The 23,627-nt window shown below is 69.7% G+C and carries 37 protein-coding genes and 1 pseudogene; 2 read left to right on the forward strand and 36 right to left on the reverse strand.

Going from position 1 to position 23,627, the window contains the following annotated elements:
• Positions 1 to 229: 229 nt before the first annotated feature.
• On the reverse strand, positions 230 to 598 hold the full coding sequence (locus D7318_RS18215; protein ID WP_120698188.1) for a holo-ACP synthase: 369 nt from the start codon (positions 596 to 598) through the stop codon (positions 230 to 232).
• A gap of 11 nt (positions 599 to 609) precedes the next feature.
• A pseudogene (locus tag D7318_RS18220) lies at positions 610 to 1,320 on the reverse strand (glutamine--fructose-6-phosphate transaminase (isomerizing)); the annotation flags it as partial.
• 34 nt (positions 1,321 to 1,354) lie between these two features.
• Between D7318_RS18220 and coaA the strand changes: the two are divergent.
• Positions 1,355 to 2,287 carry a type I pantothenate kinase gene (coaA, locus tag D7318_RS18225; protein WP_120698190.1) on the forward strand — a complete coding sequence of 311 codons (933 nt, stop codon included), beginning with the start codon at positions 1,355 to 1,357 and terminating at the stop codon, positions 2,285 to 2,287.
• Positions 2,288 to 2,667: 380 nt separating this feature from the next.
• On the opposite strand, the gene glmM is transcribed toward coaA, so the two are convergent.
• The 3 genes from glmM to rplM form a co-directional block, all read right to left on the reverse strand.
• On the reverse strand, positions 2,668 to 4,026 hold the full coding sequence (gene glmM, locus D7318_RS18230) for a phosphoglucosamine mutase (protein ID WP_120698191.1): 1,359 nt from the start codon (positions 4,024 to 4,026) through the stop codon (positions 2,668 to 2,670).
• 119 nt (positions 4,027 to 4,145) lie between these two features.
• Positions 4,146 to 4,655 carry a 30S ribosomal protein S9 gene (gene rpsI, locus D7318_RS18235; protein ID WP_120698192.1) on the reverse strand — a complete coding sequence of 170 codons (510 nt, stop codon included), beginning with the start codon at positions 4,653 to 4,655 and terminating at the stop codon, positions 4,146 to 4,148.
• 41 nt (positions 4,656 to 4,696) lie between these two features.
• Entirely contained in the window at positions 4,697 to 5,140 is a 444-nt protein-coding gene (gene rplM, locus D7318_RS18240) for a 50S ribosomal protein L13 (protein ID WP_113689473.1), read from the reverse strand.
• A gap of 285 nt (positions 5,141 to 5,425) precedes the next feature.
• Here rplM and D7318_RS18245 point away from each other — a divergent pair, with 285 nt between their 5' ends.
• Positions 5,426 to 6,289: a hypothetical protein gene (locus tag D7318_RS18245; RefSeq protein ID WP_120698193.1), complete on the forward strand. Its 864-nt coding sequence runs from the start codon at positions 5,426 to 5,428 to the stop codon at positions 6,287 to 6,289.
• Positions 6,290 to 6,305: 16 nt separating this feature from the next.
• Here the strand turns inward: D7318_RS18245 and truA are convergent, their stop codons facing one another.
• The 31 genes from truA to rplC all read right to left on the reverse strand — a co-directional run bounded on the left by truA (position 6,306) and on the right by rplC (position 23,613).
• Positions 6,306 to 7,181 (reverse strand): tRNA pseudouridine(38-40) synthase TruA, encoded by an 876-nt coding sequence (gene truA, locus D7318_RS18250; protein WP_120698194.1) that lies wholly within the window; start codon positions 7,179 to 7,181, stop codon positions 6,306 to 6,308.
• A gap of 99 nt (positions 7,182 to 7,280) precedes the next feature.
• Positions 7,281 to 7,832, reverse strand: a complete 552-nt coding sequence (gene rplQ, locus D7318_RS18255) for a 50S ribosomal protein L17 (protein WP_120698195.1) — start codon at positions 7,830 to 7,832, stop codon at positions 7,281 to 7,283.
• A gap of 124 nt (positions 7,833 to 7,956) precedes the next feature.
• Complete coding sequence (locus D7318_RS18260) at positions 7,957 to 8,979, reverse strand: DNA-directed RNA polymerase subunit alpha (protein ID WP_120698196.1); 1,023 nt, start codon at positions 8,977 to 8,979, stop codon at positions 7,957 to 7,959.
• A 118-nt stretch (positions 8,980 to 9,097) separates the two neighbouring features.
• Entirely contained in the window at positions 9,098 to 9,724 is a 627-nt protein-coding gene (gene rpsD, locus D7318_RS18265; protein WP_120698197.1) for a 30S ribosomal protein S4, read from the reverse strand.
• 28 nt (positions 9,725 to 9,752) lie between these two features.
• Positions 9,753 to 10,157 carry a 30S ribosomal protein S11 gene (gene rpsK / locus D7318_RS18270; RefSeq protein ID WP_016473404.1) on the reverse strand — a complete coding sequence of 135 codons (405 nt, stop codon included), beginning with the start codon at positions 10,155 to 10,157 and terminating at the stop codon, positions 9,753 to 9,755.
• 66 nt (positions 10,158 to 10,223) lie between these two features.
• Positions 10,224 to 10,604 (reverse strand): 30S ribosomal protein S13, encoded by a 381-nt coding sequence (gene rpsM, locus D7318_RS18275; RefSeq protein WP_120698198.1) that lies wholly within the window; start codon positions 10,602 to 10,604, stop codon positions 10,224 to 10,226.
• Positions 10,605 to 10,790: 186 nt separating this feature from the next.
• Positions 10,791 to 10,904 carry a 50S ribosomal protein L36 gene (gene rpmJ, locus D7318_RS18280; protein WP_049567412.1) on the reverse strand — a complete coding sequence of 38 codons (114 nt, stop codon included), beginning with the start codon at positions 10,902 to 10,904 and terminating at the stop codon, positions 10,791 to 10,793.
• Between the two features lie 44 nt (positions 10,905 to 10,948).
• Positions 10,949 to 11,170: a translation initiation factor IF-1 gene (gene infA / locus D7318_RS18285; protein WP_004927214.1), complete on the reverse strand. Its 222-nt coding sequence runs from the start codon at positions 11,168 to 11,170 to the stop codon at positions 10,949 to 10,951.
• Positions 11,171 to 11,318: 148 nt separating this feature from the next.
• Entirely contained in the window at positions 11,319 to 12,155 is an 837-nt protein-coding gene (gene map / locus D7318_RS18290) for a type I methionyl aminopeptidase (protein WP_120698199.1), read from the reverse strand.
• A complete protein-coding gene (locus D7318_RS18295) occupies positions 12,155 to 12,817 on the reverse strand; it encodes an adenylate kinase (RefSeq protein ID WP_120698200.1) in 663 nt (220 codons plus the stop codon). The genes map and D7318_RS18295 overlap by 1 nt, the downstream gene beginning before the upstream one ends.
• Positions 12,817 to 14,142, reverse strand: a complete 1,326-nt coding sequence (secY, locus tag D7318_RS18300) for a preprotein translocase subunit SecY (protein WP_120698201.1) — start codon at positions 14,140 to 14,142, stop codon at positions 12,817 to 12,819. The genes D7318_RS18295 and secY overlap by 1 nt, the downstream gene beginning before the upstream one ends.
• A gap of 189 nt (positions 14,143 to 14,331) precedes the next feature.
• Entirely contained in the window at positions 14,332 to 14,817 is a 486-nt protein-coding gene (rplO, locus tag D7318_RS18305) for a 50S ribosomal protein L15 (RefSeq protein ID WP_120698202.1), read from the reverse strand.
• A 1-nt stretch (position 14,818) separates the two neighbouring features.
• Positions 14,819 to 15,001, reverse strand: coding sequence for a 50S ribosomal protein L30 (gene rpmD / locus D7318_RS18310; RefSeq protein ID WP_120698203.1), 183 nt, complete (start codon positions 14,999 to 15,001; stop codon positions 14,819 to 14,821).
• Positions 15,001 to 15,603 (reverse strand): 30S ribosomal protein S5, encoded by a 603-nt coding sequence (gene rpsE, locus D7318_RS18315; protein ID WP_120698204.1) that lies wholly within the window; start codon positions 15,601 to 15,603, stop codon positions 15,001 to 15,003. Before rpsE ends, rpmD begins: the two co-directional genes overlap by 1 nt.
• 37 nt (positions 15,604 to 15,640) lie before the next feature.
• Positions 15,641 to 16,024: a 50S ribosomal protein L18 gene (rplR, locus tag D7318_RS18320; RefSeq protein ID WP_120698205.1), complete on the reverse strand. Its 384-nt coding sequence runs from the start codon at positions 16,022 to 16,024 to the stop codon at positions 15,641 to 15,643.
• Between the two features lie 2 nt (positions 16,025 to 16,026).
• The gene (gene rplF / locus D7318_RS18325; protein WP_120698206.1) at positions 16,027 to 16,566 is read right to left on the reverse strand and encodes a 50S ribosomal protein L6; all 540 of its coding nucleotides are present in this window, start codon (positions 16,564 to 16,566) and stop codon (positions 16,027 to 16,029) included.
• Positions 16,567 to 16,588: 22 nt separating this feature from the next.
• Positions 16,589 to 16,987 carry a 30S ribosomal protein S8 gene (gene rpsH / locus D7318_RS18330; RefSeq protein WP_120698207.1) on the reverse strand — a complete coding sequence of 133 codons (399 nt, stop codon included), beginning with the start codon at positions 16,985 to 16,987 and terminating at the stop codon, positions 16,589 to 16,591.
• A 96-nt stretch (positions 16,988 to 17,083) separates the two neighbouring features.
• Positions 17,084 to 17,269: a type Z 30S ribosomal protein S14 gene (locus D7318_RS18335; protein ID WP_113689457.1), complete on the reverse strand. Its 186-nt coding sequence runs from the start codon at positions 17,267 to 17,269 to the stop codon at positions 17,084 to 17,086.
• A 42-nt stretch (positions 17,270 to 17,311) separates the two neighbouring features.
• Positions 17,312 to 17,878 carry a 50S ribosomal protein L5 gene (gene rplE / locus D7318_RS18340; RefSeq protein WP_113689456.1) on the reverse strand — a complete coding sequence of 189 codons (567 nt, stop codon included), beginning with the start codon at positions 17,876 to 17,878 and terminating at the stop codon, positions 17,312 to 17,314.
• Entirely contained in the window at positions 17,875 to 18,201 is a 327-nt protein-coding gene (gene rplX, locus D7318_RS18345) for a 50S ribosomal protein L24 (protein ID WP_120698208.1), read from the reverse strand. The genes rplE and rplX overlap by 4 nt, the downstream gene beginning before the upstream one ends.
• 2 nt (positions 18,202 to 18,203) lie before the next feature.
• Positions 18,204 to 18,572 (reverse strand): 50S ribosomal protein L14, encoded by a 369-nt coding sequence (gene rplN / locus D7318_RS18350; protein WP_049567372.1) that lies wholly within the window; start codon positions 18,570 to 18,572, stop codon positions 18,204 to 18,206.
• 3 nt (positions 18,573 to 18,575) lie between these two features.
• Positions 18,576 to 18,857, reverse strand: coding sequence for a 30S ribosomal protein S17 (rpsQ, locus tag D7318_RS18355; protein ID WP_049567370.1), 282 nt, complete (start codon positions 18,855 to 18,857; stop codon positions 18,576 to 18,578).
• Positions 18,857 to 19,102 carry a 50S ribosomal protein L29 gene (gene rpmC / locus D7318_RS18360; RefSeq protein ID WP_113689454.1) on the reverse strand — a complete coding sequence of 82 codons (246 nt, stop codon included), beginning with the start codon at positions 19,100 to 19,102 and terminating at the stop codon, positions 18,857 to 18,859. The genes rpsQ and rpmC overlap by 1 nt, the downstream gene beginning before the upstream one ends.
• Positions 19,102 to 19,521 carry a 50S ribosomal protein L16 gene (gene rplP / locus D7318_RS18365; RefSeq protein ID WP_049567363.1) on the reverse strand — a complete coding sequence of 140 codons (420 nt, stop codon included), beginning with the start codon at positions 19,519 to 19,521 and terminating at the stop codon, positions 19,102 to 19,104. The genes rpmC and rplP overlap by 1 nt, the downstream gene beginning before the upstream one ends.
• 4 nt (positions 19,522 to 19,525) lie before the next feature.
• Entirely contained in the window at positions 19,526 to 20,380 is an 855-nt protein-coding gene (rpsC, locus tag D7318_RS18370) for a 30S ribosomal protein S3 (RefSeq protein ID WP_120698209.1), read from the reverse strand.
• A complete protein-coding gene (gene rplV / locus D7318_RS18375; protein WP_113689494.1) occupies positions 20,380 to 20,727 on the reverse strand; it encodes a 50S ribosomal protein L22 in 348 nt (115 codons plus the stop codon). Before rplV ends, rpsC begins: the two co-directional genes overlap by 1 nt.
• 52 nt (positions 20,728 to 20,779) lie before the next feature.
• Entirely contained in the window at positions 20,780 to 21,061 is a 282-nt protein-coding gene (rpsS, locus tag D7318_RS18380; protein WP_113689451.1) for a 30S ribosomal protein S19, read from the reverse strand.
• 11 nt (positions 21,062 to 21,072) lie between these two features.
• Entirely contained in the window at positions 21,073 to 21,909 is an 837-nt protein-coding gene (gene rplB / locus D7318_RS18385) for a 50S ribosomal protein L2 (protein ID WP_120698210.1), read from the reverse strand.
• Between the two features lie 35 nt (positions 21,910 to 21,944).
• Positions 21,945 to 22,283 (reverse strand): 50S ribosomal protein L23, encoded by a 339-nt coding sequence (gene rplW / locus D7318_RS18390; RefSeq protein WP_120698211.1) that lies wholly within the window; start codon positions 22,281 to 22,283, stop codon positions 21,945 to 21,947.
• Entirely contained in the window at positions 22,283 to 22,960 is a 678-nt protein-coding gene (gene rplD / locus D7318_RS18395) for a 50S ribosomal protein L4 (RefSeq protein ID WP_120698212.1), read from the reverse strand. The genes rplW and rplD overlap by 1 nt, the downstream gene beginning before the upstream one ends.
• Positions 22,961 to 22,968: 8 nt before the next feature.
• Positions 22,969 to 23,613 (reverse strand): 50S ribosomal protein L3, encoded by a 645-nt coding sequence (gene rplC / locus D7318_RS18400; protein ID WP_120698213.1) that lies wholly within the window; start codon positions 23,611 to 23,613, stop codon positions 22,969 to 22,971.
• Positions 23,614 to 23,627 lie beyond the last annotated feature (14 nt).

Raw genomic sequence — 23,627 nt, forward strand, 5'->3', positions numbered from 1 at the left:
CCCGCCGAAGGCGAAAAGGGCGGGCGGGTGGGCGAAAACCCCGGGCCGCAGGCCCGGCGCCAGCACAGGCGGGCGGAACCCCGAGACCGCAGGCCCGACGGCACAGCCCACCCCCCGCCGACAGGCGAAAACCCCCGGGCCGCAGGCCCACGGAAACGGCCCGGCAACCACCCCCCGCCGACAGGCGAGGAACCCGGGCCGCAGGCCCGGCGTCCGAGCGAGCCGCAGGCTATCCCTCGGCGATCACCACCGCCGACGCCACCCCCGCGTCATGGCTCAGCGACACGTGCCACGTCACCACCCCGAGAACCGCCGCCCGCGCCGCCACGCTCCCGCGCACCACCAGCCGCGGCCGCCCGTTCGCCTCGGGCACGATCTCCGCGTCCGTCCAGCGCAGCCCGCCCGGTGCGCCCAGCGCCTTCGCCACCGCCTCCTTGGCCGCGAAACGGGCGGCGAGCGACGCCACCCCGCGCCGTTCCCCCGTGGGCAGCCACAGCTCCCCCGGCGCGAACAACCGCTCGGCGAGCGCCGGCGTGCGCTCCAGCGCGGCGCCGAAACGTTCGATCTCCGCGACATCGATGCCGACGCCCACGATCACGCGGTGACCACGCTCCCCCCGGCGTCGGTGATCTCGCACCCCACGCCGTCCACGTCCCGCCGCAGCACCACCACCTGGTCATCCGCGAGCCCCACCACGTCCCGCGCCAGCCCGTCGAACGCCACCCCTTCCGACGCCACGAACAACTCCCCGTCCCCGAGCCCCACCACCAACGGCCGCCCGCGCCGCGCCCCCACCACCGTGAACGGCTCGTCCGCGTGCACCGCGAGCAGCGCGAACTCCCCCACGAGCGAACGGCACACCTGCCGCATCGCCTCCCCCAGGTCCTCGCACGACGAGAACTGCTCCGCCAGCAGGTGCGCCACCACCTCGGTGTCCGTCTCCGAGGCCAGCGCGTGCCCGCGCGCGGCCAACTCGGCGCGCAGCGCCGCGTGGTTGGCGATCTCCCCGTCGTGCACGACGGCCACGCGCCCGGCGTTGTCCAGCTGCGGATGCGCGTTGCCCTCCGACGGCGCGCCGTGCGTCGCCCGCCGCAGGTGGCCGATCGCGCTGCCGCCCGTCGGGAGCGGCCGCTCCCGCAGCACCCCGTGCAACGCCGCCAGCCCGCCCGCCGCCCGCGCCGCCGCGATGCCCCCGTCCTCCGCGAGCACCGCCACCCCCGACGAGTCGTGGCCCGGCCGCTCCAGACGGCCGAGCCCCACCAGGACCACATCGAGGGCGGACCGCGCCTGCGCCCCCACGTAACCGACCATCCCGCACATGCGGGCAGACTAGCCGGGCGGCGAGAATGTCCGGGTGGCAACCTCGCTCCAGCAGCACACCCCGTACGTCGATCTCAGCCGTGAGGAGTGGAGCGCCCTGCGCGCCCGCACGCCCCTGCCGCTGACCGCCGCCGAGGTGGAACGGCTGCGCGGCCTCGGCGACGTCATCGACCTGACCGAGGTCAGGGAGGTCTACCTGCCGCTTTCCCGCCTGCTGAACCTGTACGTCGGCGCCACGGAAGGGCTGCGCGGCGCGGTGAGCACGTTCCTCGGCGGGTCACCGCAGCCGCCGACGCCGTTCGTCATCGCCGTGGCGGGCAGCGTCGCGGTCGGCAAGTCGACGGTCTCCCGCCTGCTGCGCTCGCTCCTCGCCCGCTGGCCCGAACACCCGCGCGTCGAGCTGGTGACGACGGACGGCTTCCTGCTGCCCAACGCCGAGCTGCGCCGCCGTGGCCTGCGCAAGGGGTTCCCCGAGTCGTACGACCGGCGCGCGCTCACGCGTTTCGTGGCGGACGTCAAGGCCGGGCGCGCCGAGGTCGAGGCGCCCGTGTACTCGCACCTGACGTACGACATCGTGCCGGGCGCCCGGCTGACGGTGCGCCGCCCGGACATACTCATCCTCGAAGGGCTCAACGTCCTCCAGCCCGCGCCGCCCGGACGCGTCGGCCTCGCCGACTACTTCGACTTCTCCGTCTACGTCGACGCGCGCCCGGCCGACATCCGCCGCTGGTATCTGGACCGCTTCGGGAAGCTGCGCGCCACCGCATTCCGCGACCCGGATTCCTACTTCGCGAAATACGCGGCGGTCCCCGAGAAGGAGGCGATGGAGTACGCGGAGAACAATTGGCGCACCATCAACGAGCCCAACCTCCTGACCAATATCGCCCCCACCCGGGGCCGCGCCACCCTGGTCCTCCAGAAGTCGGAAAGGCACACGGTGAGAAGAGTGCGACTCCGCAAACTCTGATCCCGCCCACCCACCCCTTTCGGCCCCGGAGGCGGCCGTCGCGGGCGAGCCCCCGTGTCGACCCGACGGCCCAGGGACCCAGCACCACAGCCCCATGACCCGACCAACCGCCGAACCACCAGCCCGACAACACACCCCACAGCCAGCACCCCCCCGCCGAAGGCGAAACCCACCCGGACCGCAGGCCCGGCGTCCGAGCGAGCCGCAGGCTATCCCCGACGAGACCCACCACCCTCCCCCGCCCGCGGAGCGGGCGAAAACCCCCGGGCCGGAGGCCCGGCGTCCGGGCGAGCCGCAGGCGTCACCGTACGGCCGACGCGCGGGCGCGCCCTCCCCCCACCGCCGCCGGGTCCCCTCAGGGGCGGGTGGGCGGGAAAACCTCAGCCGAGCGCCGACTTCACCGCGTCCGCAAGGCCCGACGCCACCGCGCGGGCCTGGGCCGCGTCCGCGGCCTCCACCATCACGCGCACCAGCGGCTCCGTGCCCGAGGGCCGCAGCAGCACGCGGCCCGTCTCGCCGAGCACCCGCTCCGCCTCCGTCACCGCCTCGGCCAGCTCCCTGCTGTCGCCGACGCGCGCCTTGTCCACGTCGGGAACGTTGATCAGCACCTGCGGCAGCCGTTCCATCACGCCCGCCAGGTCCCGCAACGGGCGCCGCGTCGCCGCCACCCGCGCCGCGAGCAGCAGGCCGGTCAACGTCCCGTCGCCCGTGGTCGCGTGGTCCAGGACGATCACATGGCCCGACTGCTCGCCGCCGAGCGAGAAGCCGCCCCGCTTCATCTCCTCGAGCACATAGCGGTCCCCCACCGCCGTCTGCCGCAGCCGCAGCCCCTCGCGCTCCATGGCGAGCGCGAACCCGAGGTTGGACATCACCGTCGCCACCACCGTGTCCCCGCGCAGCGTGCCCGCGTCCCGCATCGCCACGCCGAGCACCGCCAGGATCTGGTCGCCGTCCACCTCGCACCCGCCGCCGTCGGCGGCCAGGCACCGGTCCGCGTCGCCGTCCACCGCGATGCCCAGGTCGGCCCCGTGCGCCGGGACCGCGGCCCGCAGCGCGTCCAGGTGCGTGGAGCCGTAGCCGTCGTTGATGTTCAGCCCGTCGGGCTCCGCGCCGATCGTCACCACCTCGGCGCCCGCCCGCGCGAACGCCTCGGGCGCCACGCGCGACGCGGCCCCGTGCGCCGCGTCGATGACGACCTTGAGCCCGTCGAGGCGGTTCGGCAGGACCCCCACCAGGTGCGCCACATAACGGTCGAAGCCCTCGCCGTACTCGGAGACCCGGCCGACCCCGGCGCCCACGGGGCGCTCCCACGGCGTGCCGCCCGCGTGCTCCCGGTAGGCCGCCTCGATGCGGTCCTCCGCCTCGTCCGCCAGCTTGTGGCCGCCCCGTGCGAAGAACTTGATGCCGTTGTCCGGCATGGGGTTGTGCGACGCGGACAGCATCACGCCGAAGTCCGCGCCGAGCGAGCCCGTCAGATACGCGACGGCCGGGGTCGGCAGGACGCCGACGCGCAGGACGTCCACGCCCGCGCTCGCCAGCCCCGCGACCACCGCCGCCTCAAGGAACTCCCCGGACGCCCGGGGGTCGCGCCCCACCACGGCCATCGCCCTGTGGCCGGACTCGCCCCCCGCTCCGGCGAGCACGCGCGCCGCCACGACCGACAGACCGAGTGCCATCTCGGCCGTGAGATCCGCGTTGGCGACGCCGCGCACGCCGTCCGTGCCGAAGAGTCGTCCCACTGTCATTCCTCCGAGCTTTTCCCAGCTTTCCGAGCAGCCATCCGCGTTAACCCTATAAAAGGAGCGCCCCGACAGCACGGAAGTGCTGTCGGGGCGTCAGCAAAAAGCTCCCGACCGGGTTAGCGCTTGCTGTACTGCGTCCCCTTGCGGGCCTTCTTCAGACCGGCCTTCTTCCGCTCGACCGCGCGGGCGTCGCGGGTCAGGAAGCCGGCCTTCTTCAGGGGGCTGCGGTTGTTGTCGACGTCGGCCTCGTTGAGCGCGCGGGCCACGCCGAGGCGCAGGGCGCCCGCCTGGCCCGAGATGCCGCCGCCGGAGATGCGGGCGACCACGTCGTAACGCTCGTCGAGCTCGAGCACCTTGAAGGGCTCGTTGACCGACTGCTGGTGCACCTTGTTCGGGAAGTACCCCTCCAGGGTGCGGCCGTTGATCTTCCACTTGCCGCTGCCGGGCACGATGCGCACGCGGGCGATCGCGTTCTTCCGGCGGCCGGTCCCGGCGCCGGGCTGCGGGTCGCCGAAACGGGCGGCCAGCGTCTCGGCGCCCGCGAACTCGTCGGGCGTGCTCTCGGTCGTGTACTCGTCGACCTCGGGGACCTCGGAGTCCAGGGTCTCAGGGGTGGTCTCGGCCACGGTTCTCCTCGAATTCTCTTTCGTGTTGACGGTGGCCGGGACTACTGCGCGACCTGGGTGATCTCGAACGGGACGGGCCGCTGCGCGGCGTGCGGGTGCTCGGGGCCCGCGTAGACCTTGAGCTTGGAGAACATCTGCCGGCCGAGGGTGTTCTTCGGCAGCATCCCCTTCACGGCCTTCTCGACGGCCTTCTCGGGGTTGTTCTTCAGCAGGTCCTCGTACCGGACGGACCGCAGACCGCCGGGGTAGCCGGAGTGGCGGTAGGCCAGCTTCTGGGTCCGCTTGTTGCCGGACAGGTGCACCTTGTCGGCGTTGATGATGACGACGAAGTCACCGGTGTCGACGTGCGGTGCGTAGACCGGCTTGTGCTTGCCCCGCAGAAGGGTGGCGGCCTGGGAGGCCAGACGGCCCAGGACGACATCGGCCGCGTCGATGACGTGCCACTGACGCTGGATGTCGCCGGGCTTGGGGCTGAACGTACGCACGGGTCGTAGCCTTCGCTTCTTCAGTGTTCGGGATCCTGACAAGGCCACCCAGAGAAGCCCGCAAAGGCCGCACACCGGTGACGCAAACCGGGTGCCGGCCGCTGACATCCATCCTGGTGGACCGGCGCAGGCCCCTCACGTGAGATCGAGCAAGCCATACGCATGATTTTTCGTTGTACGACGTTGCAGCGTACTGCCAGGGCCCGCACGGGGTCAAAACGGTGACGTCCACCGGCCCGCGAACCGCCGTTCTGCCCCCACCGCCCTGGCGCTAAGCTTCGCGCCATGAGTTACGGGCAGGGGGGACCAGGCGGCTGGGTCCCAGGGGGCTCGAGCACCCCCGACTGGAACGCTCTGGCCGCGGACGCGGAGCGGCGCCGCGGACGCCGTCGGACCACCGTCATCCTCGCCTCGGCGCTCGCCACCGTCCTGGTCGGCGCGGTCGTGGCCTTCCTCATCGTGAGCCAGAGCGGCGACGACGGCGAGCCCACCGCGAGCGGCGGCTCGTCCGACCTGCCCGACCCGTCGGACTCGGGCTCGGGCGAGCCGTCGTTCGAGCCCACGACCCTGCCGCCGCTGCCGCAGCCGCGCGAGTTCATATCCGACCCGGAGAAGGACATCGCGCCCTTCTCCGTCGACGAGTTCTACGCGGACGACACGATGGAGATCGAGGGCAGGTCGTACGCCAGGGCCGCCACCCAGGGCACGGCCGACTGCGCCGAGGCCGTCTCCACCGAGCTGGCGGGCGTCCTGGCCGACAACGGCTGCGCGGCCCTGCTGCGCGCCACCTACACCGGCGACGGCGTGGCCGTGACCGTGGGCGTGGCCCAGTTCGGCACCGAGGACGCCGCGATCGCCGCGCGCGAGGCCGCCACCGGGAACCTCCTGGCCCTCACCGGCGGCGACGCCCCCACGTTCTGCCAGCAGGGCGGCTGCCGCACCACGACGAACCAGGTCGGCCGCTACACCTACTTCACCATCGCGGGGAACGCCGACGGCTCCCCCGACAGCGGAGACGGAACGGCCGCCCAGCTGGCCGCCCGCGACGGCAACGACCACGCGTTCGCCCGCATCATCCAGCGCGGCGAGGCCCAGGCGTCGGCCTCGGCCAGCGCCCTGGTCGAGGAGCGCGAGAGCCAGCAGGAGTGAACGGGCCGGGCGGCGCTCAGCCCGTCGCGTCCGCATCCGCCAGCGTGCGCCTGGCGCGCGCCTCGGCGTTGCGCGCCGCCAGCTCGTCGGCCGACGGATAGGCGACCTCCTCGAGGGTCAGCCCGTGCGGCCGCACCACGTGCACCGCCGAGTCCCGCGTCCCGGCCGCGAGCACGGCCGCGGGCCACTGCCGCGGCCTGTGCCCGTCCCCCACGAACAGCAGCGCGCCCACGAGCGAGCGCACCATGTTGTGGCAGAACGCGTCCGCCCGCACCGTGCCCTCCACGATCCCGTCGGGCCTCCGCTCCCAGCGCAGGTCGCGCAGCGCGCGGATCGTGGTCGCGCCCTCGCGCCGCTTGCAGAACGCCGCGAAGTCGTGCGTGCCGAGCAGCCGCAGCGACGCGTCGTTCATCGCGGCCACGTCCAACGGCCAGTTGTGCCACAGCACATGGCCGCGCAGCAGCGGATCGACCCCGCCGGGGTGGTCGCTCACGCGGTACGCGTAGCGCCGCCAGATCGCCGAGAAGCGGGCGTTGAAGTACGGCGGCGCCTCCTCGGCCCGCCAGACCCGCACCTCGTGCGGCAGCCGCCCCGCCAGCCTGCGCACGAGCCGGTCCCGCTGCTCCGCCCACACGGCCTCGGGCAGGTCCACGTGCGCGACCTGGCCGCGGGCGTGCACGCCCGCGTCCGTGCGCCCCGCGACGGTGAGCTCGAAGCGCTCATCGGACCGCGTCACGATCCGCAGCGCCTCCTCGACCTCCCCCTGCACGGTCCGCCGCCCCTCCTGCCGGGCCCACCCGGAGAACGCCGCCCCGTCGTAGCTCAGATCGAGCCGCACCCGGACCAGGCCGGGCGCGACGAGGTCGCGGTCGTCGTACGCGGGGGTGCTCATGAGGAGGCTCTTCCCAACGGTGGCTGATCGGGGGTGGAAACGTCGCCGGGCCCGCCCCGGTGGTCAGGGCGGGCCCGGCGCGCGATGACGCGGAACGCCTCAGGCGTCCTTCTTCTCCTCGCCGTCCCCGGCGTCCTCGGCGGTCTCGGCGTTCTCCGCCTCGTCCTTGGGCTGCTCGCCCGCGGCCTCGTCGGCCGCCGCCTCGGGCTTCTTCTCCAGGTCCGCCGCCGCCGACTCCTTGACCGCGCGGCGCGTGGCGCCCTCGGCCTCGCCGACCGCCTCCTGCTGCACGGTCAGGGCCTCGACCAGCTCGATGACCGCCATGGGGGCGTTGTCACCGCGGCGCGGGCCGATCTTGGTGATCCGGGTGTAACCACCGGGCCTGTTGGCGAACTTGGGGCCGATCTCCGTGAACAGCGTGTGGACCACGCTCTTGTCGCGGATGGTCTGCATCACCTGGCGGCGGTTGTGCAGGTCGCCCTTCTTCGCCTTGGTGATCAGGCGCTCGGCCACCGGACGCAGGCGCCGGGCCTTGGCCACGGTGGTGGTGATGCGCCCGTGCTCGAACAGCGCGGTGGCCAGGTTCGCGACCATCATCCGCTCGTGGGCGGGGCTGCCACCGAGCCTGCGACCCTTGGTGGGCGTCGGCATGTCTCTCTCCTGTCGATCTGCACCGGCCGTGTCAGGTACCGATGTCAGCGAGAACGCTCCGAGGACGCTCCCCGGAACGCGGACCCCGGCGGGACGGCGCGAAACCGCCCCGCCGGGGTGTCGTTCAGTACTGCTCGGTCTCCACGAAGCCCGTGTCGCCGTCGTCCTCCGCGCCGAACGCGTCGGCCGCGGTGGTCGGGTCGAATCCGGGCGGGCTGTCCTTGAGGGCCAGGCCCATCCCGGCCAGCTTCGCCTTGACCTCGTCGATCGACTTCGCGCCGAAGTTGCGGATGTCGAGCAGGTCCGCCTCGGAACGCGCCACCAGCTCACCCACGGAGTGGATGCCCTCGCGCTTGAGGCAGTTGTAGGAGCGGACCGTGAGCTCGAGCTCCTCGATCGGCAGCGCCAGATCGGCGGCGAGCGCGGCGTCCGTCGGCGACGGGCCCATGTCGATGCCCTCGGCGTCGACGTTGAGCTCGCGCGCCAGGCCGAACAGCTCGACCAGCGTCTTGCCCGCGGACGCCATCGCGTCGCGCGGACGCATGGCCTCCTTGGTCTCGACGTCGACGATCAGCTTGTCGAAGTCGGTGCGCTGCTCGACACGGGTGGCCTCGACCTTGTAGGTCACCTTCAGCACGGGGCTGTAGATCGAGTCCACGGGGATGCGGCCGATCTCCTGGCCGACCTGCTTGTTCTGCACGGCCGAGACATAGCCGCGACCGCGCTCGACGGTCAGCTCCATCTCCAGCTTGCCCTTGCTGTTCAGGGCGGCGAGCACCAGGTCGGGGTTGTGCACCTCGACGCCCGCGGGCGGCGCGATGTCCGCCGCGGTCACCAGGCCAGGACCCTGCTTGCGCAGGTACATCACGACCGGCTCGTCGTGCTCCGACGAGACGACCAGCTGCTTGATGTTGAGGATCAGGTCGGTGACGTCCTCCTTCACCCCGGGCACCGTCGTGAACTCGTGCAGCACGCCGTCGATGCGGATGCTGGTGACGGCGGCGCCGGGGATGGAGGAGAGCAGCGTGCGCCGCAGGGAATTGCCGAGGGTGTAGCCGAAGCCCGGCTCGAGCGGCTCGATCACGAACCGCGAACGGAATTCGTCGACGACCTCTTCGGTCAGGGACGGGCGCTGAGCGATCAGCATGGGGATGACTCCAGTCTTCGGCACCCGCTATTTGATGCCGAGCCAGACGATATGTACAAGAAAAGGGTACCGGCGGGACCGCGTGACCACGCGACCCCGCCGAATCCCTGGCCGAGCCCTACTTCGAGTAGAGCTCGACGATCAGCTGCTCCTGCACCTGGGTGTCGATCACCTGGCGCTCGGGCAGCGAGTGGACGAGGATCCGCAGCCGCGAGGGGATGGCCTCGAGCCACGCGGGAACGGTCTTGTCCCCGGCCTCGGCCACGGCCACCTGGAAGGGGGTCAGGCCACGGGAGGACTCGCGCACCTCGACGATGTCGTTCGGCGAGACGCGCGCGGAGGGGATGTCGTTCTTCCGGCCGTTGATCAGGATGTGACCGTGCCGGACGAGCTGACGGGCGTGGTCGCGGGACTTGGCGAAGCCGGCCCGGTAGACCACGTTGTCGAGGCGGGACTCGAGGATGCGGAGCAGGTTCTCGCCGGTCTTGCCCTGCTGCCGGTTGGCCTCGTTGTAGTACCCGCGGAACTGCTTCTCCAGGACACCGTAGATCCGCGCGCACTTCTGCTTCTCGCGCTTCTGCTGGAGGTACTCGCTGTCCTTGGTGCGCCCGCGTCCGTGCTCACCCGGGGGGTAAGGACGGATCTCGATCGGGCACTTAGCGCTCTCGCACTTGGCTCCCTTGAGGAAGAGCTTCTGCTTCTCCCGACGGCAACGCTTGCAGTCGGCCCCGGTGTAACGCGCCATGATTCTTCTCGTCTCCTACTTCGCCTGGTCAGACTCGGCGGCGCTTGGGCGGGCGGCAGCCGTTGTGCGGGGTCGGGGTGACGTCCTGGATCGAGCCGACCTCAAGCCCCGTGGCCTGGAGCGAGCGGATCGCGGTCTCACGGCCTGAGCCGGGACCCTTCACGAAGACGTCGACCTTGCGCATGCCATGCTCCTGGGCGCGGCGCGCGGCGTTCTCCGCGGCCATCTGCGCGGCGAACGGCGTGGACTTGCGCGACCCCTTGAAGCCGACGTGGCCGGCCGAGGCCCAGGAGATCACGTTCCCGGTCGGGTCGGTGATCGAGACGATGGTGTTGTTGAACGTGCTCTTGATGTGGGCGTGCCCGTGAGCGACGTTCTTCTTCTCCTTGCGGCGCACCTTCTTGGCGCCGGCCGTACGGCCCTTTGGAGGCATCTGCTTCTGAACTCCCGTGGAGGTGGTCGGTCCTGGTGCACGGACCGCTGTCAGCGTCCGTGCGGACTACTTCTTGCCCGGCTTCTTCTTGCCGGCGATCGCGCGACGCGGGCCCTTGCGGGTGCGGGCGTTCGTCTTGGTGCGCTGGCCGTGGACGGGCAGGCCGCGGCGGTGGCGCAGCCCCTCGTAGCACTGGATCTCGACCTTGCGACGGATGTCGGCCTGGATCTCCCTGCGGAGGTCACCCTCGGTCCTGAAGTTGTTGTCCACGTACTCGCGGAGCTTGACCAGGTCCTCCTCCGCGAGGTCCCGCACGCGGGTGTCGGGGTTGACCCCGGTGGAGGCGAGGGTCTCCTTGGCAAGGGTGCGTCCGATGCCGAAGACATAGGTGAGGGCCACCTCGACGCGCTTGTCGCGCGGGAGGTCGACGCCTGCGAGGCGTGCCATTCTGTGTGGCTCCTGAACTGATATCGGCGGAGGTCTTCCGCAGCACCGTTCCCGAGAGCCCGGAATGAGCTGCCGGGCCGGGTCCCCGGCCTCCGACCGGGGGTGTCGTCCCCGCGCTGAGCGAGGGGTCGGGTGACTGCGTATCTGCTGGTGTCGCGTTGTCGAGGGACTGCGAAAGTGCTGCGGTCAGCCCTGGCGCTGCTTGTGGCGCAGGTTCTCACAGATGACCATGACGCGCCCGTGGCGGCGGATCACCTTGCACTTGTCGCAGATCTTCTTGACGCTCGGCCTGACCTTCATGGGTTGTGAGGTTCTCCGGTCGTGATCTGCTCGATCTGCTCGATCTACTTGTAGCGGTAGACGATCCGCCCGCGCGTCAGGTCGTAGGGCGAGAGCTCCACCACGACCCGGTCGTCGGGAAGGATACGGATGTAGTGCATCCGCATCTTGCCGCTGATGTGCGCGAGGACCTGGTGTCCGTTCTGGAGCTCCACCCTGAACATCGCGTTCGGCAGAGACTCGACGACGGTGCCCTCGATCTCGATGGCCCCTTGTTTTTTGGCCATACTTGAGCGCTTCACCTTCCGGGATCGGCTACCTGGATGATCCCGGACAGAAGGGTGCACGGGACCGACAAGCCAGTCTACGGCACCCCACCCGAAAAGACGAATCCATGATCTTTACCCGGTGAGGAGATCGTTAACCGCGCGATCCTCAGGCCAACGGGTCGGGAGCCGCCGTCACACCCAGCTCGGCCAGCCTCGCCCGGCCGCCGTCGGGGGCGGTCAGCACCAGCGGGCCCTCCTCGGTGAGGGCGACCGAGTGCTCCCAGTGCGCGGCCCACGTGCCGTCGTTCGTCTTCACGGTCCACTCGTCGGCCAGCACGTGCGTCTTCGGCGTGCCCAGCGCGATCATCGGCTCGATCGCCAGGCAGAAGCCCGGCACCAGCCGGGGCCCGCGGCCGCGCCGCCGGTCCACGTAGTTCAGCAGGTGCGGGTCCATGTGCATCTCGCTGCCGATGCCGTGGCCGCCATAGCTCTCGACGATGCCGTACTTGCCCGACGGCGGCAGCGGCTGCCGCCTGATGTAGGTCTCGATGGCCCGCGACACGTCCACGAGCCTGGCGCCCTTGCGCACCGCGGCGATGCCCGCCCACAGCGAGTCCTCGGTCACCCGGCTCAGCTCGCGCGCCTCGGGCGCGTGGCCCTCGCCCACGAAGACGGTCAGCGCCGCGTCCGCGTGCCAGCCGTCCACGATCGCGCCCGCGTCGATCGACAGGAGGTCGCCCGACGCGAGGACCGTCTCGCGGTCGGGGATGCCGTGCACCACCACGTCGTTCACCGAGGTGCAGATCGTCGCGGGGAAGCCGCCGTAGCCGAGGAAGTTCGGCTTGGCGTCCCGCTCGGCCAGCACCGCGGCCGCCACGTCGTCCAGGTCCTTGGTCGTCGCCCCCGGCACCGCCGCCTCCGCGCACCTGCGGTGTATCTCGGCGACGACCAGCCCGGCCGCCCGCATCCTGGCGATCTGCTCGGGGGTCTTGATCTCGACCATCAGCTGTCCCGGCCGCGCGCGGGAAGCGCCTCGATGGCGCGCCGCGTCACCTCGACCACGGGGGCCACCGCGGGGATCGTGGAGACCAGGCCCTGCTCGCGGTAGTACCCGATGATCGGCTCGGTCTCCTCGTGGTAGATCGCGAGGCGCTTGCGCACGGTCTCCTCGCGATCGTCGTCCCGCTGCTGCAACTCCCCGCCGCAGACGTCGCACACCCCCGGCGCGCGCGGCGGCTTGTTCTGGACATGGAACGTGTGGCTGCTGTCCTTCACACACGTGCGCCGCCCGGCGATGCGGCGCACCACCTCGTCCTCGGGGATCTCCAGGTCGAGCACCGCGTCCAGCGCGTGCCCGCCCTCGGCGAGCAGCTCGTCAAGGGCCTTCGCCTGCGCGATGTTCCGGGGGAACCCGTCGAGCAGGAAGCCCCCCGCGGCGTCGGGCCTCGCCATGCGGTCCGCCGCCATCGCCACCGTGACCTCGTCAGGGACGAGCCCGCCCTCGCTCAGGATCGACTTGACCTGTTCCCCGAGCTCCGTGCCCTGGGAGATGTTCGCGCGGAACAGGTCACCGGTGGAGATGTGGGGAATGGAGAGACGCTCGGCGAGCAGCGCGGCCTGCGTACCCTTGCCCGCGCCCGGCGGTCCTACGAGGACGATTCGCATCAGCGGAGGAACCCTTCGTAATTACGCTGGTGAAGCTGGCTCTCGATCTGCCGCACCGTCTCAAGACCGACACCCACGATGATCAGGATGGAGGTACCGCCGAAGGGGAAGTCCTGCTGCGCGTTGAACATCACCAGCGCCACGGTGGGCACCAGGGCGATCAGGCCGAGGTAGAGCGACCCGGGCCACGTGATGCGGTTCAGCACATAGCTCAGATACTCCACGGTGGGCCGCCCCGCCCGGATACCCGGGATGAAACCACCATACTTCTTCATGTTTTCCGCCACGTCCTCAGGGTTGAACGTGATCGCGACGTAGAAGAACGCGAAGAAGACGATGAGCAGGAAGTACGTGATGATGTAGTACGGGTGGTCGCCACCGGTGAAGTACCGCTGCACCCAGTCCGTCCAGCCGCCGGAGTCCGTCCCCGCGAACTGCACGAGCAGCTGGGGGATGTAGAGCAGCGAGGACGCGAAGATGACGGGGATCACACCCGCCTGGTTCACCTTGAGCGGGATGTAGGTGGACGTGCCGCCGTACGACCGGCGGCCGATCATGCGCTTCGCGTACTGGACCGGGATCCGGCGCTGGGCCAGCTCCACGAAGACCACGAGGCCGACCATCGCGAGACCGCACGCGACGACCACGCCGAACTCGATCCAGCCGTCGGCCAGGCTGCCCTGCTGCTTGATCTGCCACAGCGAGGCCGGGAAGCCCGCGGCGATCGAGACGAACATCAGCATCGACATGCCGTTGCCGATGCCGCGGTCGGTGATCAGCTCGCCCATCCACATGATCAACGCGGTGGCGGAGGTGAGCGCGATCACCATCACCAGCGTCGTGAAGATCGAGTCATCGGGGATGATGTCGTTCCGCACGGTGCACTGGGGGAAGAGGGTGCCACTGCGCGCGGTGGCCACAAGACCGGTGGCCTGGAGCACGGCAAGCGCCATCGTCAGATAGCGTGTGTACTGCGTGATCTTGGCCTGGCCCGACTGCCCCTCCTTCTTGAGGGCCTCCAGGCGAGGGATCACCACCACGAGCAGCTGAAGGATGATGCTCGCGGTGATGTAGGGCATGATGCCAAGGGCGAACACGGTCAGCTGGAGCAACGCCCCACCGCTGAACATGTTGACCAGACCGAACAGACCGGAGCCGGCCCCGAGGGCGTCGGCCTCCTCAACACACTGTTCGACGTTCTGGAAGCTGACCCCCGGGACCGGCACATGCTGGCCGAACCGGAACACCACGACGATGCCGAGGGTAAAGAGCAGCTTCTTACGCAGGTCGGGCGTCTGGAACGCCCGGGCGAACGCGGTGAGCACGGCTCCTCCTGCGCCCCCCGCACTCATCGCGAGAGGTGACGGTCTTGAAGTCCAACGGATATGACAGATCTGGTGACGACAACGGACGCCACCTTACCGGCGTATGTGCCAGGCCGGAACGACTGACCGGGGACGCCTATCACTCAGGCACCCCCGGTCACTCACATATCCGGCCAACCGCGCACCGGCTCAGGAACGCTCGGTGACCGTGCCACCGGCGGCGGTGATCTTCTCCTTGGCGGAGGCGGAGACGGCGTCCACCGTCACCGTCAGCGCCACCGAGATCTCGCCGCTGCCAAGGACCTTCACCAACTCGTTCTTCCGCACGGCGCCCTTGGCGACCAGGTCGGCCACGGTCACCTCGCCACCCTCCGGGTAGAGGACGGCGAGCCGCTCGAGGTTGACGACCTGGAACTGCTTGTGGGCGGGGTTGCGGAAGCCCTTGAGCTTCGGCAGCCGCTGGATCAACGGCAGCTGCCCGCCCTCGAAGCCCGCCTTCACCTGGTAACGCGCCTTGGTGCCCTTGGTGCCGCGACCCGCGGTCTTGCCCTTGGACGCCTCACCGCGACCGACGCGGATCTTGGCCCTCTTCGCGCCGGGCGCGGGCCTCAGGTCGTGGAGCTTGAGCGGCGAACCGCCACTCTCCGTGCTCTCGTTCTTGGCGAGTTCGGCCATGTCAGTCCACCTCCTCGACCGTCACCAGATGCCGCACGGTGTTGGCCATGCCGCGGATCTCGGGGCGGTCCGCCTTGACGACCACGTCGTTGATCCGCTTCAGCCCGAGCGAGCGCAGCGTCTCACGGTGGTTCTGCTTGGTCCCGATCCGGGACTTGACCTGGGTGATCTTCAGCTGCGCCATCACGCACCCACCCCGGCGCGCGCCCGCAGCAGAGCGGCGGGGGCGACGTCTTCGAGCGGCAGGCCGCGGCGGGCGGCGATCTCCTCGGGACGCTGAAGTCCCTTGAGAGCGGCCACCGTCGCGTGCACGATGTTGATCGGGTTGGACGAGCCGAGCGACTTGCTCAGCACGTCGTGGATGCCCGCGCACTCCAGGACGGCGCGCACCGGGCCACCGGCGATCACACCGGTACCGGGCGAGGCCGGCTTCAGCAGGACGATGCCCGCGGCCTCCTCGCCCTGGATCGGGTGCGGGATGGTGCCCTGGATCCGGGGGACCTTGAAGAAGTGCTTCTTGGCCTCCTCGACACCCTTGGCGATGGCGGCCGGCACCTCCTTGGCCTTGCCGTAGCCGACACCGACGGTGCCGTCGCCGTCGCCCACCACGACAAGCGCGGTGAAGCTGAAACGGCGACCACCCTTCACTACCTTGGCGACGCGGTTGATCGCGACGACGCGTTCGACGTACGCGGTCTTCTCGGCGGCGGCGCCGCCGTCTCGGCCCTTACGGTCCCGCCGCTCGCCGCCACCGGCGCCGCCACCGCGGCGCTGGGGTCCAGCCATGGGAATTACCTCTCTCGATTCAGTCGACGGGACCGGCTCAGAACTTGAGCCCCGCCTCGCGGGCGGCGTCGGCCAGTGCGGCGACCCGCCCGGCGTACCTGCTGCCACCACGGTCGAACACGACGGTCTCGACGCCCGCGGCCTTCGCCCGCTCGGCCACGAGCGCGCCGACGTGCTTGGCCTTGTCGCTCTTGTCGCCGTCGACGCCCCTGATGGAGACGTCGAGCGAGGACGCCGACGCGACCGTGTGGCCGATGGTGTCGTCCACGACCTGCGCCACCATGTGGCGGTTGGAGCGCGTCACGACCAGGCGCGGGCGCTCGGGCGTGCCCGAGATCTTCTTGCGGATGCGCACGTGGCGACGCTTGATCGCCGCGCGCTTCCTGGCGTCGCCCTTGGCGATCTTGACACCGTATGCCATGGCTACTTACCAGCCTTTCCGACCTTGCGGCGGATGACTTCGCCCTCGTACTTGACGCCCTTGGCCTTGTACGGGTCGGGCTTCCGCAGCTTGCGGATGTTCGCGGCGACCTCGCCGACCTTCTGCTTGTCGATGCCCTCGACGCTGAAACGCGTGGGGTTCTCGACCTTGAAGGCGATGCCCTCGGGCGGCTCGATCACAATCGGGTGGCTGTAGCCGAGCGAGAACTCCAGGTTGGAGCCCTTGGCCTGGACGCGGTAGCCGACGCCGCTGATCTCCAGCTTCTTGATGTATCCCTGGGTCACACCGGTGATCATGTTGGCGACCAGGGTGCGGGAAAGACCGTGCAGGGCACGGATCTTGTTCTCGTCGTTGGGACGGGTCACCAGGATGGTGCCGTCCTCGGCCCTGGCCACCTCGATGGGCGCCACGACGGTGTGCGACAGCGAGCCCTTGGGGCCCTTCACCGCGACCGTGCGGCCGTCGATCGTGACATCCACACCGGCGGGAACCGGGATCGGCTGCTTGCCAATGCGCGACATGCTGTTCCTCCGTTCCCTTCCGTCACCAGACGTAGGCGAGGACTTCCCCACCCACGCCCTTCTTCTGCGCCTGCTTGTCGGTGAGCAGACCGTTGGAGGTGGAGATGATCGCCACCCCGAGGCCGCCGAGCACCTTCGGCAGGTTCGTGGACTTCGCGTAGACCCGCAGGCCCGGCTTGGAGATGCGCTTGATGCCGGCGATCGAGCGCTCGCGGTTCGGGCCGTACTTCAGCTCGAGGACCAGGTGCTTGCCCACCTGGGCTTCCTCGGTCTTCCACCCGGTGATGTAGCCCTCCTGCTGGAGGATCTCCGCGATGTGCGACTTGATCTTGCTGTGCGGCATCACCACGTTGTCGTGGTACGCCGAGTTCGCGTTCCGCAGACGGGTCAGCATGTCCGCGATCGGATCGGTCATGGTCATGTAACGGCCTTCGGCCTCTCTCGCCGGGGTTTCCTCGCCTGTGCTGTGCCGCCTCGACGGACACGCACACGCACGGGACCTACGGCGTAGCAGTGTTTACCAGGAGCTCTTGGTGACGCCCGGCAGCTCGCCGCGGTGCGCCATCTCACGCAGGCACACGCGGCACAGGCCGAACTTGCGGTACACGGAATGGGGCCGACCGCACCGCTGGCAGCGCGTGTAGGCACGCACGGCGAACTTCGGCTTGCGGCTGGCCTTGGCGATCAAAGCCTTCTTCGCCATAGGTCACGCCTCCTTGTTCTGATCCTCAGCCCTCGTCACAGCTCAGGCCTCCTTGAACGGGAACCCGAGGTGACGCAGCAGGCTGCGGCCCTCGTCGTCGGTGGTCGCCGTGGTGACCACGGTGATGTCCATGCCGCGGACGCGGTCGATGCGGTCCGGGTCGATCTCGTGGAACATGACCTGCTCCGTGAGACCGAACGTGTAGTTCCCGCGGCCGTCGAACTGCTTCGGCGACAGGCCGCGGAAGTCACGGATGCGCGGCAGCGCCAGCGAGAGCAGCCGGTCGAGGAACTCCCACATCCGGTCGCCGCGCAGCGTCACATGGGCGCCGATCGGCTGCCCCTCGCGCAGCTTGAACTGCGCGATGGACTTCCTGGCCTTGGTGACGGTCGGCTTCTGACCGGTGATCGTGGCGAGGTCGCGCACGGCGCCCTCCATCAGCTTGGAGTCGCGGGCGGCGTCGCCCACACCCATGTTGACCACGATCTTGGTCAGGCCCGGGACCTGCATGACGTTCGGGTAGGCGAACTCGTCGCGCAGCTTGCCGACGATCTCCTCCCGGTACCGCGTCTTCAGGCGCGGAATGGCGGTGGTGGTGGCAGTGGTCATTTGATGTCCTCACCGGTCCGGCGGGCAACGCGGATCTTGTTGCCGTCCTCGTCGAAGCGGTAGCCGATACGGGTGGTGACCTTCTTGCCGTCCTTCTCCACCACGAGCGCCACGTTGCTCACATGGACCGGGGCCTCGGTCGTGATGATGCCACCGGTCTTGGAACCGCGCGGGGTCGTGCCGGACTTGACGTGCTTCTTGACCCGGTTCACACCCTCGACCAGGACGCGCTCCTCGCGGGGGAAGGCCACGATGACCTTGCCCTGCTTGCCCTTGTCCTTGCCGGTGATGACCTGGACCAGGTCACCCTTCTTGATCTTCATGTTCACAGCACCTCCGGCGCGAGAGAGATGATCTTCATGAACCTCTTCTCGCGCAGCTCACGGCCCACGGGGCCGAAGATGCGGGTGCCACGGGGGTCACCGTCGTTCCGCAGAATGACGGCGGCGTTCTCGTCGAAGCGGATGTACGAGCCGTCGGGGCGCCGACGCTCCTTCACGGCGCGCACGACGACGGCCTTGACGACATCGCCCTTCTTGACGTTGCCACCGGGGATCGCGTCCTTGACGGTGGCCACGATGACGTCACCGATGCCCGCGTAGCGGCGCCCGGATCCGCCGAGAACGCGGATGCACAAGATCTCCTTGGCTCCCGTGTTGTCGGCGACGCGCAGTCGCGACTCCTGCTGGATCATTGGTTACTTCGCCTTCTCCAGAATCTCCACGACGCGCCAGCGCTTGGTCGCGGACAGCGGACGGGTCTCCATCAGAAGAACGCGGTCACCGACGCCGGCGGCATTCTGCTCGTCGTGCGCCTTGAGCTTGCTCGTGCGGCGGATGATCTTGCCGTACAGGGCGTGCTTGACACGGTCCTCGACAGCGACGACGACGGTCTTGTCCATCTTGTCGCTGACGACCAGACCCTCCCGGGTCTTCCGCCGGCCGCGCTCAATCGTCTCAGTCACAGTCTTCTCACTCATCAGGCGTTCTCCACCGCCTCGGCGACGGGCTCCACCGTCTCGATGCCGAGCGCGCGCTCCTGCATCACGGTGTAGATCCGGGCGATGTCCTTGCGGGCGGCCTTGAGCCGGCTGTTGTTCTCCAGCTGTCCGGTCGCCGCCTGGAAGCGGAGCTTGAACAGCTCCTCCTTCGCCTCGCGCAGCTTCACAACGAGCTCGTCGTTGTTCAGCTCCCGCAGCTCGGTGACCTTGGTACCGGCTGCCATCACGCCTCACCTGCCTCGCGCCGGACGATCCGGCACTTCATCGGAAGCTTGTGCGCGGCGCGGATGAGCGCCTCACGAGCGATCTTCTCGTTGGGGTAGGAGAGCTCGAACATCACGCGTCCGGGCTTGACGTTCGCGATCCACCACTCGGGAGAGCCCTTGCCGGAACCCATGCGGGTCTCGGCGGGCTTCTTGGTCAGCGGACGGTCGGGGTAGATGTTGATCCAGACCTTGCCACCACGCTTGATGTGCCGGGTCATCGAGATACGCGCGGCCTCGATCTGCCGGTTGGTCACATAGGCGCCGGTGACGGCCTGGATGCCGTACTCCCCGAAGGCGACCTCGGTGCCGCCCTTGGCGGCACCCCTCCGCTTGGGGTGGTGCTGCTTGCGGTACTTGACCTTGCGAGGGATCAGCATGGTCTCAGCTCTCCGTTCCGGACGTTCCGGACGCGCCCTCGCCGCCCTGAGCGGCGGCGGGAGCCTCGGCCCTGGGGGCCTCGGCGGCCGGCGCGCCCTGCTGCTGCGGCCTGCGGCCGCGGCCGCCGCGCTCGCCACGGCCACGGGCCGGGCGGTCGCCGCCGCCACCGGGGCCGCCGCGCGCCGGGCGGTTGCCCGCGCGGGCCGCGGCGTTCTCGGCACGGACCTCGGCGATGTTCTTCACGTCGCCCTTGTAGATCCAGACCTTGACGCCGATGCGCCCGAACGTGGTGCGGGCCTCGAAGAAGCCGTAGTCCACGTTGGCGCGCAGGGTGTGCAGGGGAACGCGGCCCTCGCGGTAGAACTCCGAGCGGGACATCTCGGCACCGCCGAGACGGCCACCGCACTGGATCTTGATGCCCTTGGCGCCGGCCTTGAGCGTGCTCTGCATCGACTTGCGCATGGCACGCCGGAACGAGACGCGGGACGACAGCTGCTCGGCGACCGCCTGGGCCACCAACTGGGCGTCGAGCTCGGGGTTCTTGACCTCGAGGATGTTGAACTGGATCTGCTTGCCGGTCAGCTTCTCCAGGTTCCCCCGAAGGCGGTCGGCCTCCGCGCCGCGGCGGCCGATGACGATGCCGGGCCGTGCGGTGTGGACGTCGACGCGGACGCGGTCACGGGTGCGCTCGATCTCCACCTTGGAGATGCCCGCGCGCTCCATGCCCTGCGTCAGCATGCGGCGGATGGCGACGTCTTCCTTGACGTAGTCCTTGTACAGCTTGTCGGCGTACCAGCGCGACTTGAAGTCGGTCGTGACGCCGAGACGGAACCCGTGCGGGTTTACCTTCTGGCCCATTACCGGGTCCCTTCCTTGCTGCTGACGACCACCGTGATGTGGCTGGTCCGCTTGCGGATCCGGTAGGCGCGGCCCTGGGCGCGCGGCTGGAACCGCTTCAGGGTCGGACCCTCGTCGACGTAGGCCTCCTTGATGTAGAGGGTGTCGACGTCCGGGTGGTTGTAGTTGTGGGTGGCGTTGGCGATGGCACTGGCCAGCACCTTGCCCACCGGAACGCTGGCGGCCTGCGGGGCGAAGCGCAGGACCGCCTGGGCCTCCGTGGCGTCCATGCCCCGGATGAGGTCCACCACACGGCGGGCCTTCATGGGCGTGACGCGGATGTGCCGCGCGATAGCCCTGGCTTCCATGGTTGTCCCTTCGGTGTCGGTCGGGGAGTCGGTCATGATCTGCACACCCCGCTCAGCGCCGCCGTGACTTGCGGTCGTCCTTCACGTGGCCGCGGAAGGTGCGGGTCGGCGCGAACTCGCCGAGCTTGTGGCCGACCATCGACTCGTTGATGAACACCGGGACATGCTTGCGGCCGTCGTGCACCGCGATGGTGTGGCCCAGCATCGCCGGGACGATCATCGAGCGGCGCGACCAGGTCTTGATGACGTTCTTGGAACCGGACTCGTTCTGCGCGTCCACCTTCTTGATCAGGTGGTCGTCGACGAAGGGCCCCTTCTTGAGACTGCGCGGCATCGCACGTGCTCCTAGCGCTTCTTGTTCGTCTTGCGGCGGCGGACGATGTACTTGTTGCTTGCCTTCTTCGGCGAGCGCGTACGGCCTTCCTTCTTGCCCCAGGGCGAGACCGGGTGGCGACCACCCGAGGTCCGGCCCTCGCCACCGCCGTGCGGGTGGTCGACGGGGTTCATCACGACGCCGCGGACGCTCGGCCGAACGCCCTTCCAGCGCATCCGGCCGGCCTTGCCCCAGTTGATGTTCGACTGCTCGGCGTTGCCGACCTCGCCCACGGTGGCGCGGCAGCGGACGTCGACCAGGCGGATCTCGCCCGAGGGCATGCGCAGGTGGGCCATGCGGCCCTCCTTGGCGAGCAGCTGCACCGAGGCACCCGCGGAGCGGGCGAACTTGGCGCCGCCGCCCGGCTGGAGCTCGATGGCGTGGATGACGGTACCCACCGGGATGTTGCGCAGCGGCAGGTTGTTGCCGGGCTTGATGTCGGCCCCGGCGCCGTTCTCCACGCGGTCGCCCTGCTTGAGGGAGGCCGGCGCGATGATGTAGCGCTTCTCGCCGTCCGCGTAGTGCAGGAGCGCGATGCGCGCGGTGCGGTTCGGGTCGTACTCGATGTGCGCGACCTTCGCCGGCACGCCGTCCTTGTCGTGCCTGCGGAAGTCGATCACGCGGTAGGCGCGCTTGTGGCCACCGCCTTGGTGGCGCACGGCGACGCGACCGGCGTTGTCCCGGCCACCCTTGCTGTGCAGGGGGCGGACCAGCGACTTCTCCGGCGTGGACCGCGTGACCTCGACGAAGTCGGCGACGCTGGCGCCACGACGGCCCGGAGTCGTCGGCTTGTACTTGCGGATTCCCATGTTGTGTCCTCGTCCGGTATCGGACGGGCCATCGCCTAGGAGGCGATCGGCCCGCCGAAGATGTCGATGCTGTCGCCCTCGGCGAGGGTCACGATGGCGCGCTTGGTGCTCGCGCGCCTGCCGTAGCCGGTGCGGGTCCGCTTGCGCTTGCCCTGCCGGTTGATGGTGTGGACCGAGGTGACCTTGACCGAGAAGACCGCCTGGACGGCCTGCTTGATCTGGGTCTTGTTGGCGCGCGGGTCGACGATGAACGTGTACTTGTTCTCGTCGAGGAGCGCGTAGCTCTTCTCGGACACCACGGGCTTGATCAGGATGTCGTGGTGGTCCGGGAAGTGCTTGCTCGAGATGTCGGCGGCGGTGAGCACGTCACTCATCAGGCGTCACTCCCTTCGGGCTTCTTGTCGAGCGCGACGCCGACGGCCGTCGGGCCGGCCACGAAGCGGTCGAAGGCGGCCTTCGTGAACACCACGTCGTCGGACTCGAGGACGTCGTAGGTGTTGAGCTGGCCCGGGTCGATGAGGTGCACCTGCGGAAGGTTCCGCGCGGAGCGCCACGCCGTCTCGTCGGTGCGCTCGGCGACCAGCAGGAGCTTCTTGCGGTCGCTGATCCTGCCGAGCAGCGTGCGGGCGGCGCGCGTGGAGATCTCGCCGTCCACGACGCCGGTGACCACGTGGATGCGGTCGTGGCGGGCGCGGTCGGTGAGCGCCCCGCGCAGGGCCGCGGCCTTCATCTTCTTGGGGGTCCGCTGCGAGTAGTCGCGCGGCACGGGCCCGTGCACGACGCCACCGCCGGTGAACTGCGGTGCGCGCACCGAGCCCTGGCGGGCACGGCCCGTGCCCTTCTGGCGGTACGGCTTCTTGCCGCCGCCGCGGACCTCGCCACGGGTCTTGGTCTTGTGGGTGCCCTGGCGCGCGGCGGCCAGCTGGGCGACGACGACCTGGTGCATCAGCGGAACGCTGACCTTGGCGTCGAAGATCTCCGGCGGCAGCTCGACGGTGCCGGCCTTCTCACCCGCGGGCGAGAGGATGTCGATGTTCTTCGGGGTACTCATGGCTTAACTCAGGCCCCCTTGGCCGCGGTGCGGACCAGGACGAGGCCGCCGTTGGGGCCGGGGACCGCGCCCTTGATGAGCAGCAGGCCCTTCTCCGCGTCAACGGCGTGGACGGTCAGGTTCTGGGTGGTGACGCGCTCGTTGCCCATGCGGCCGGCCATGCGCAGGCCCTTGAACACGCGGCCCGGGGTGGCGCAGCCGCCGATGGAGCCGGGCGAGCGGTGCTTGCGCTGGGTGCCGTGCGAGGAGCCGAGGCCGCTGAAGCCGTGGCGCTTCATGACGCCGGCGGTGCCCTTGCCCTTGCTGGTGCCGGTCACGTCCACGCGGACGCCGGACTCGAAGACCTCGGCGGTGACTTCCTGGCCGAGCGTGTACTCGGCGGCGTCGCCGGTCCGGATCTCCACCAGGTGGCGGCGGGGGGTGACATCGGCCTTGGCGAAGTGGCCCTTGAGGGGCTTGTTCACCTTGCGGGGGTCGATCTCGCCGAACGCGATCTGGACGGACTCGTAGCCGTCCCTGTCGTTGGTGCGCACCTGGGTGACGACGCAGGGCCCGGCCTTGACGACGGTCACGGGAACGACTCGGTTGTTGTCGTCCCAGACCTGGGTCATGCCGAGCTTCTCGCCCAGGACACCCTTGATCTGCTTGGTCATCTCTCTTCCGCGCC

Source organism: Streptomyces radicis (assembly GCF_003626575.1).
In the GTDB taxonomy this organism is placed as follows: Bacteria; Actinomycetota; Actinomycetes; order Streptomycetales; family Streptomycetaceae; genus Streptomyces; species Streptomyces radicis.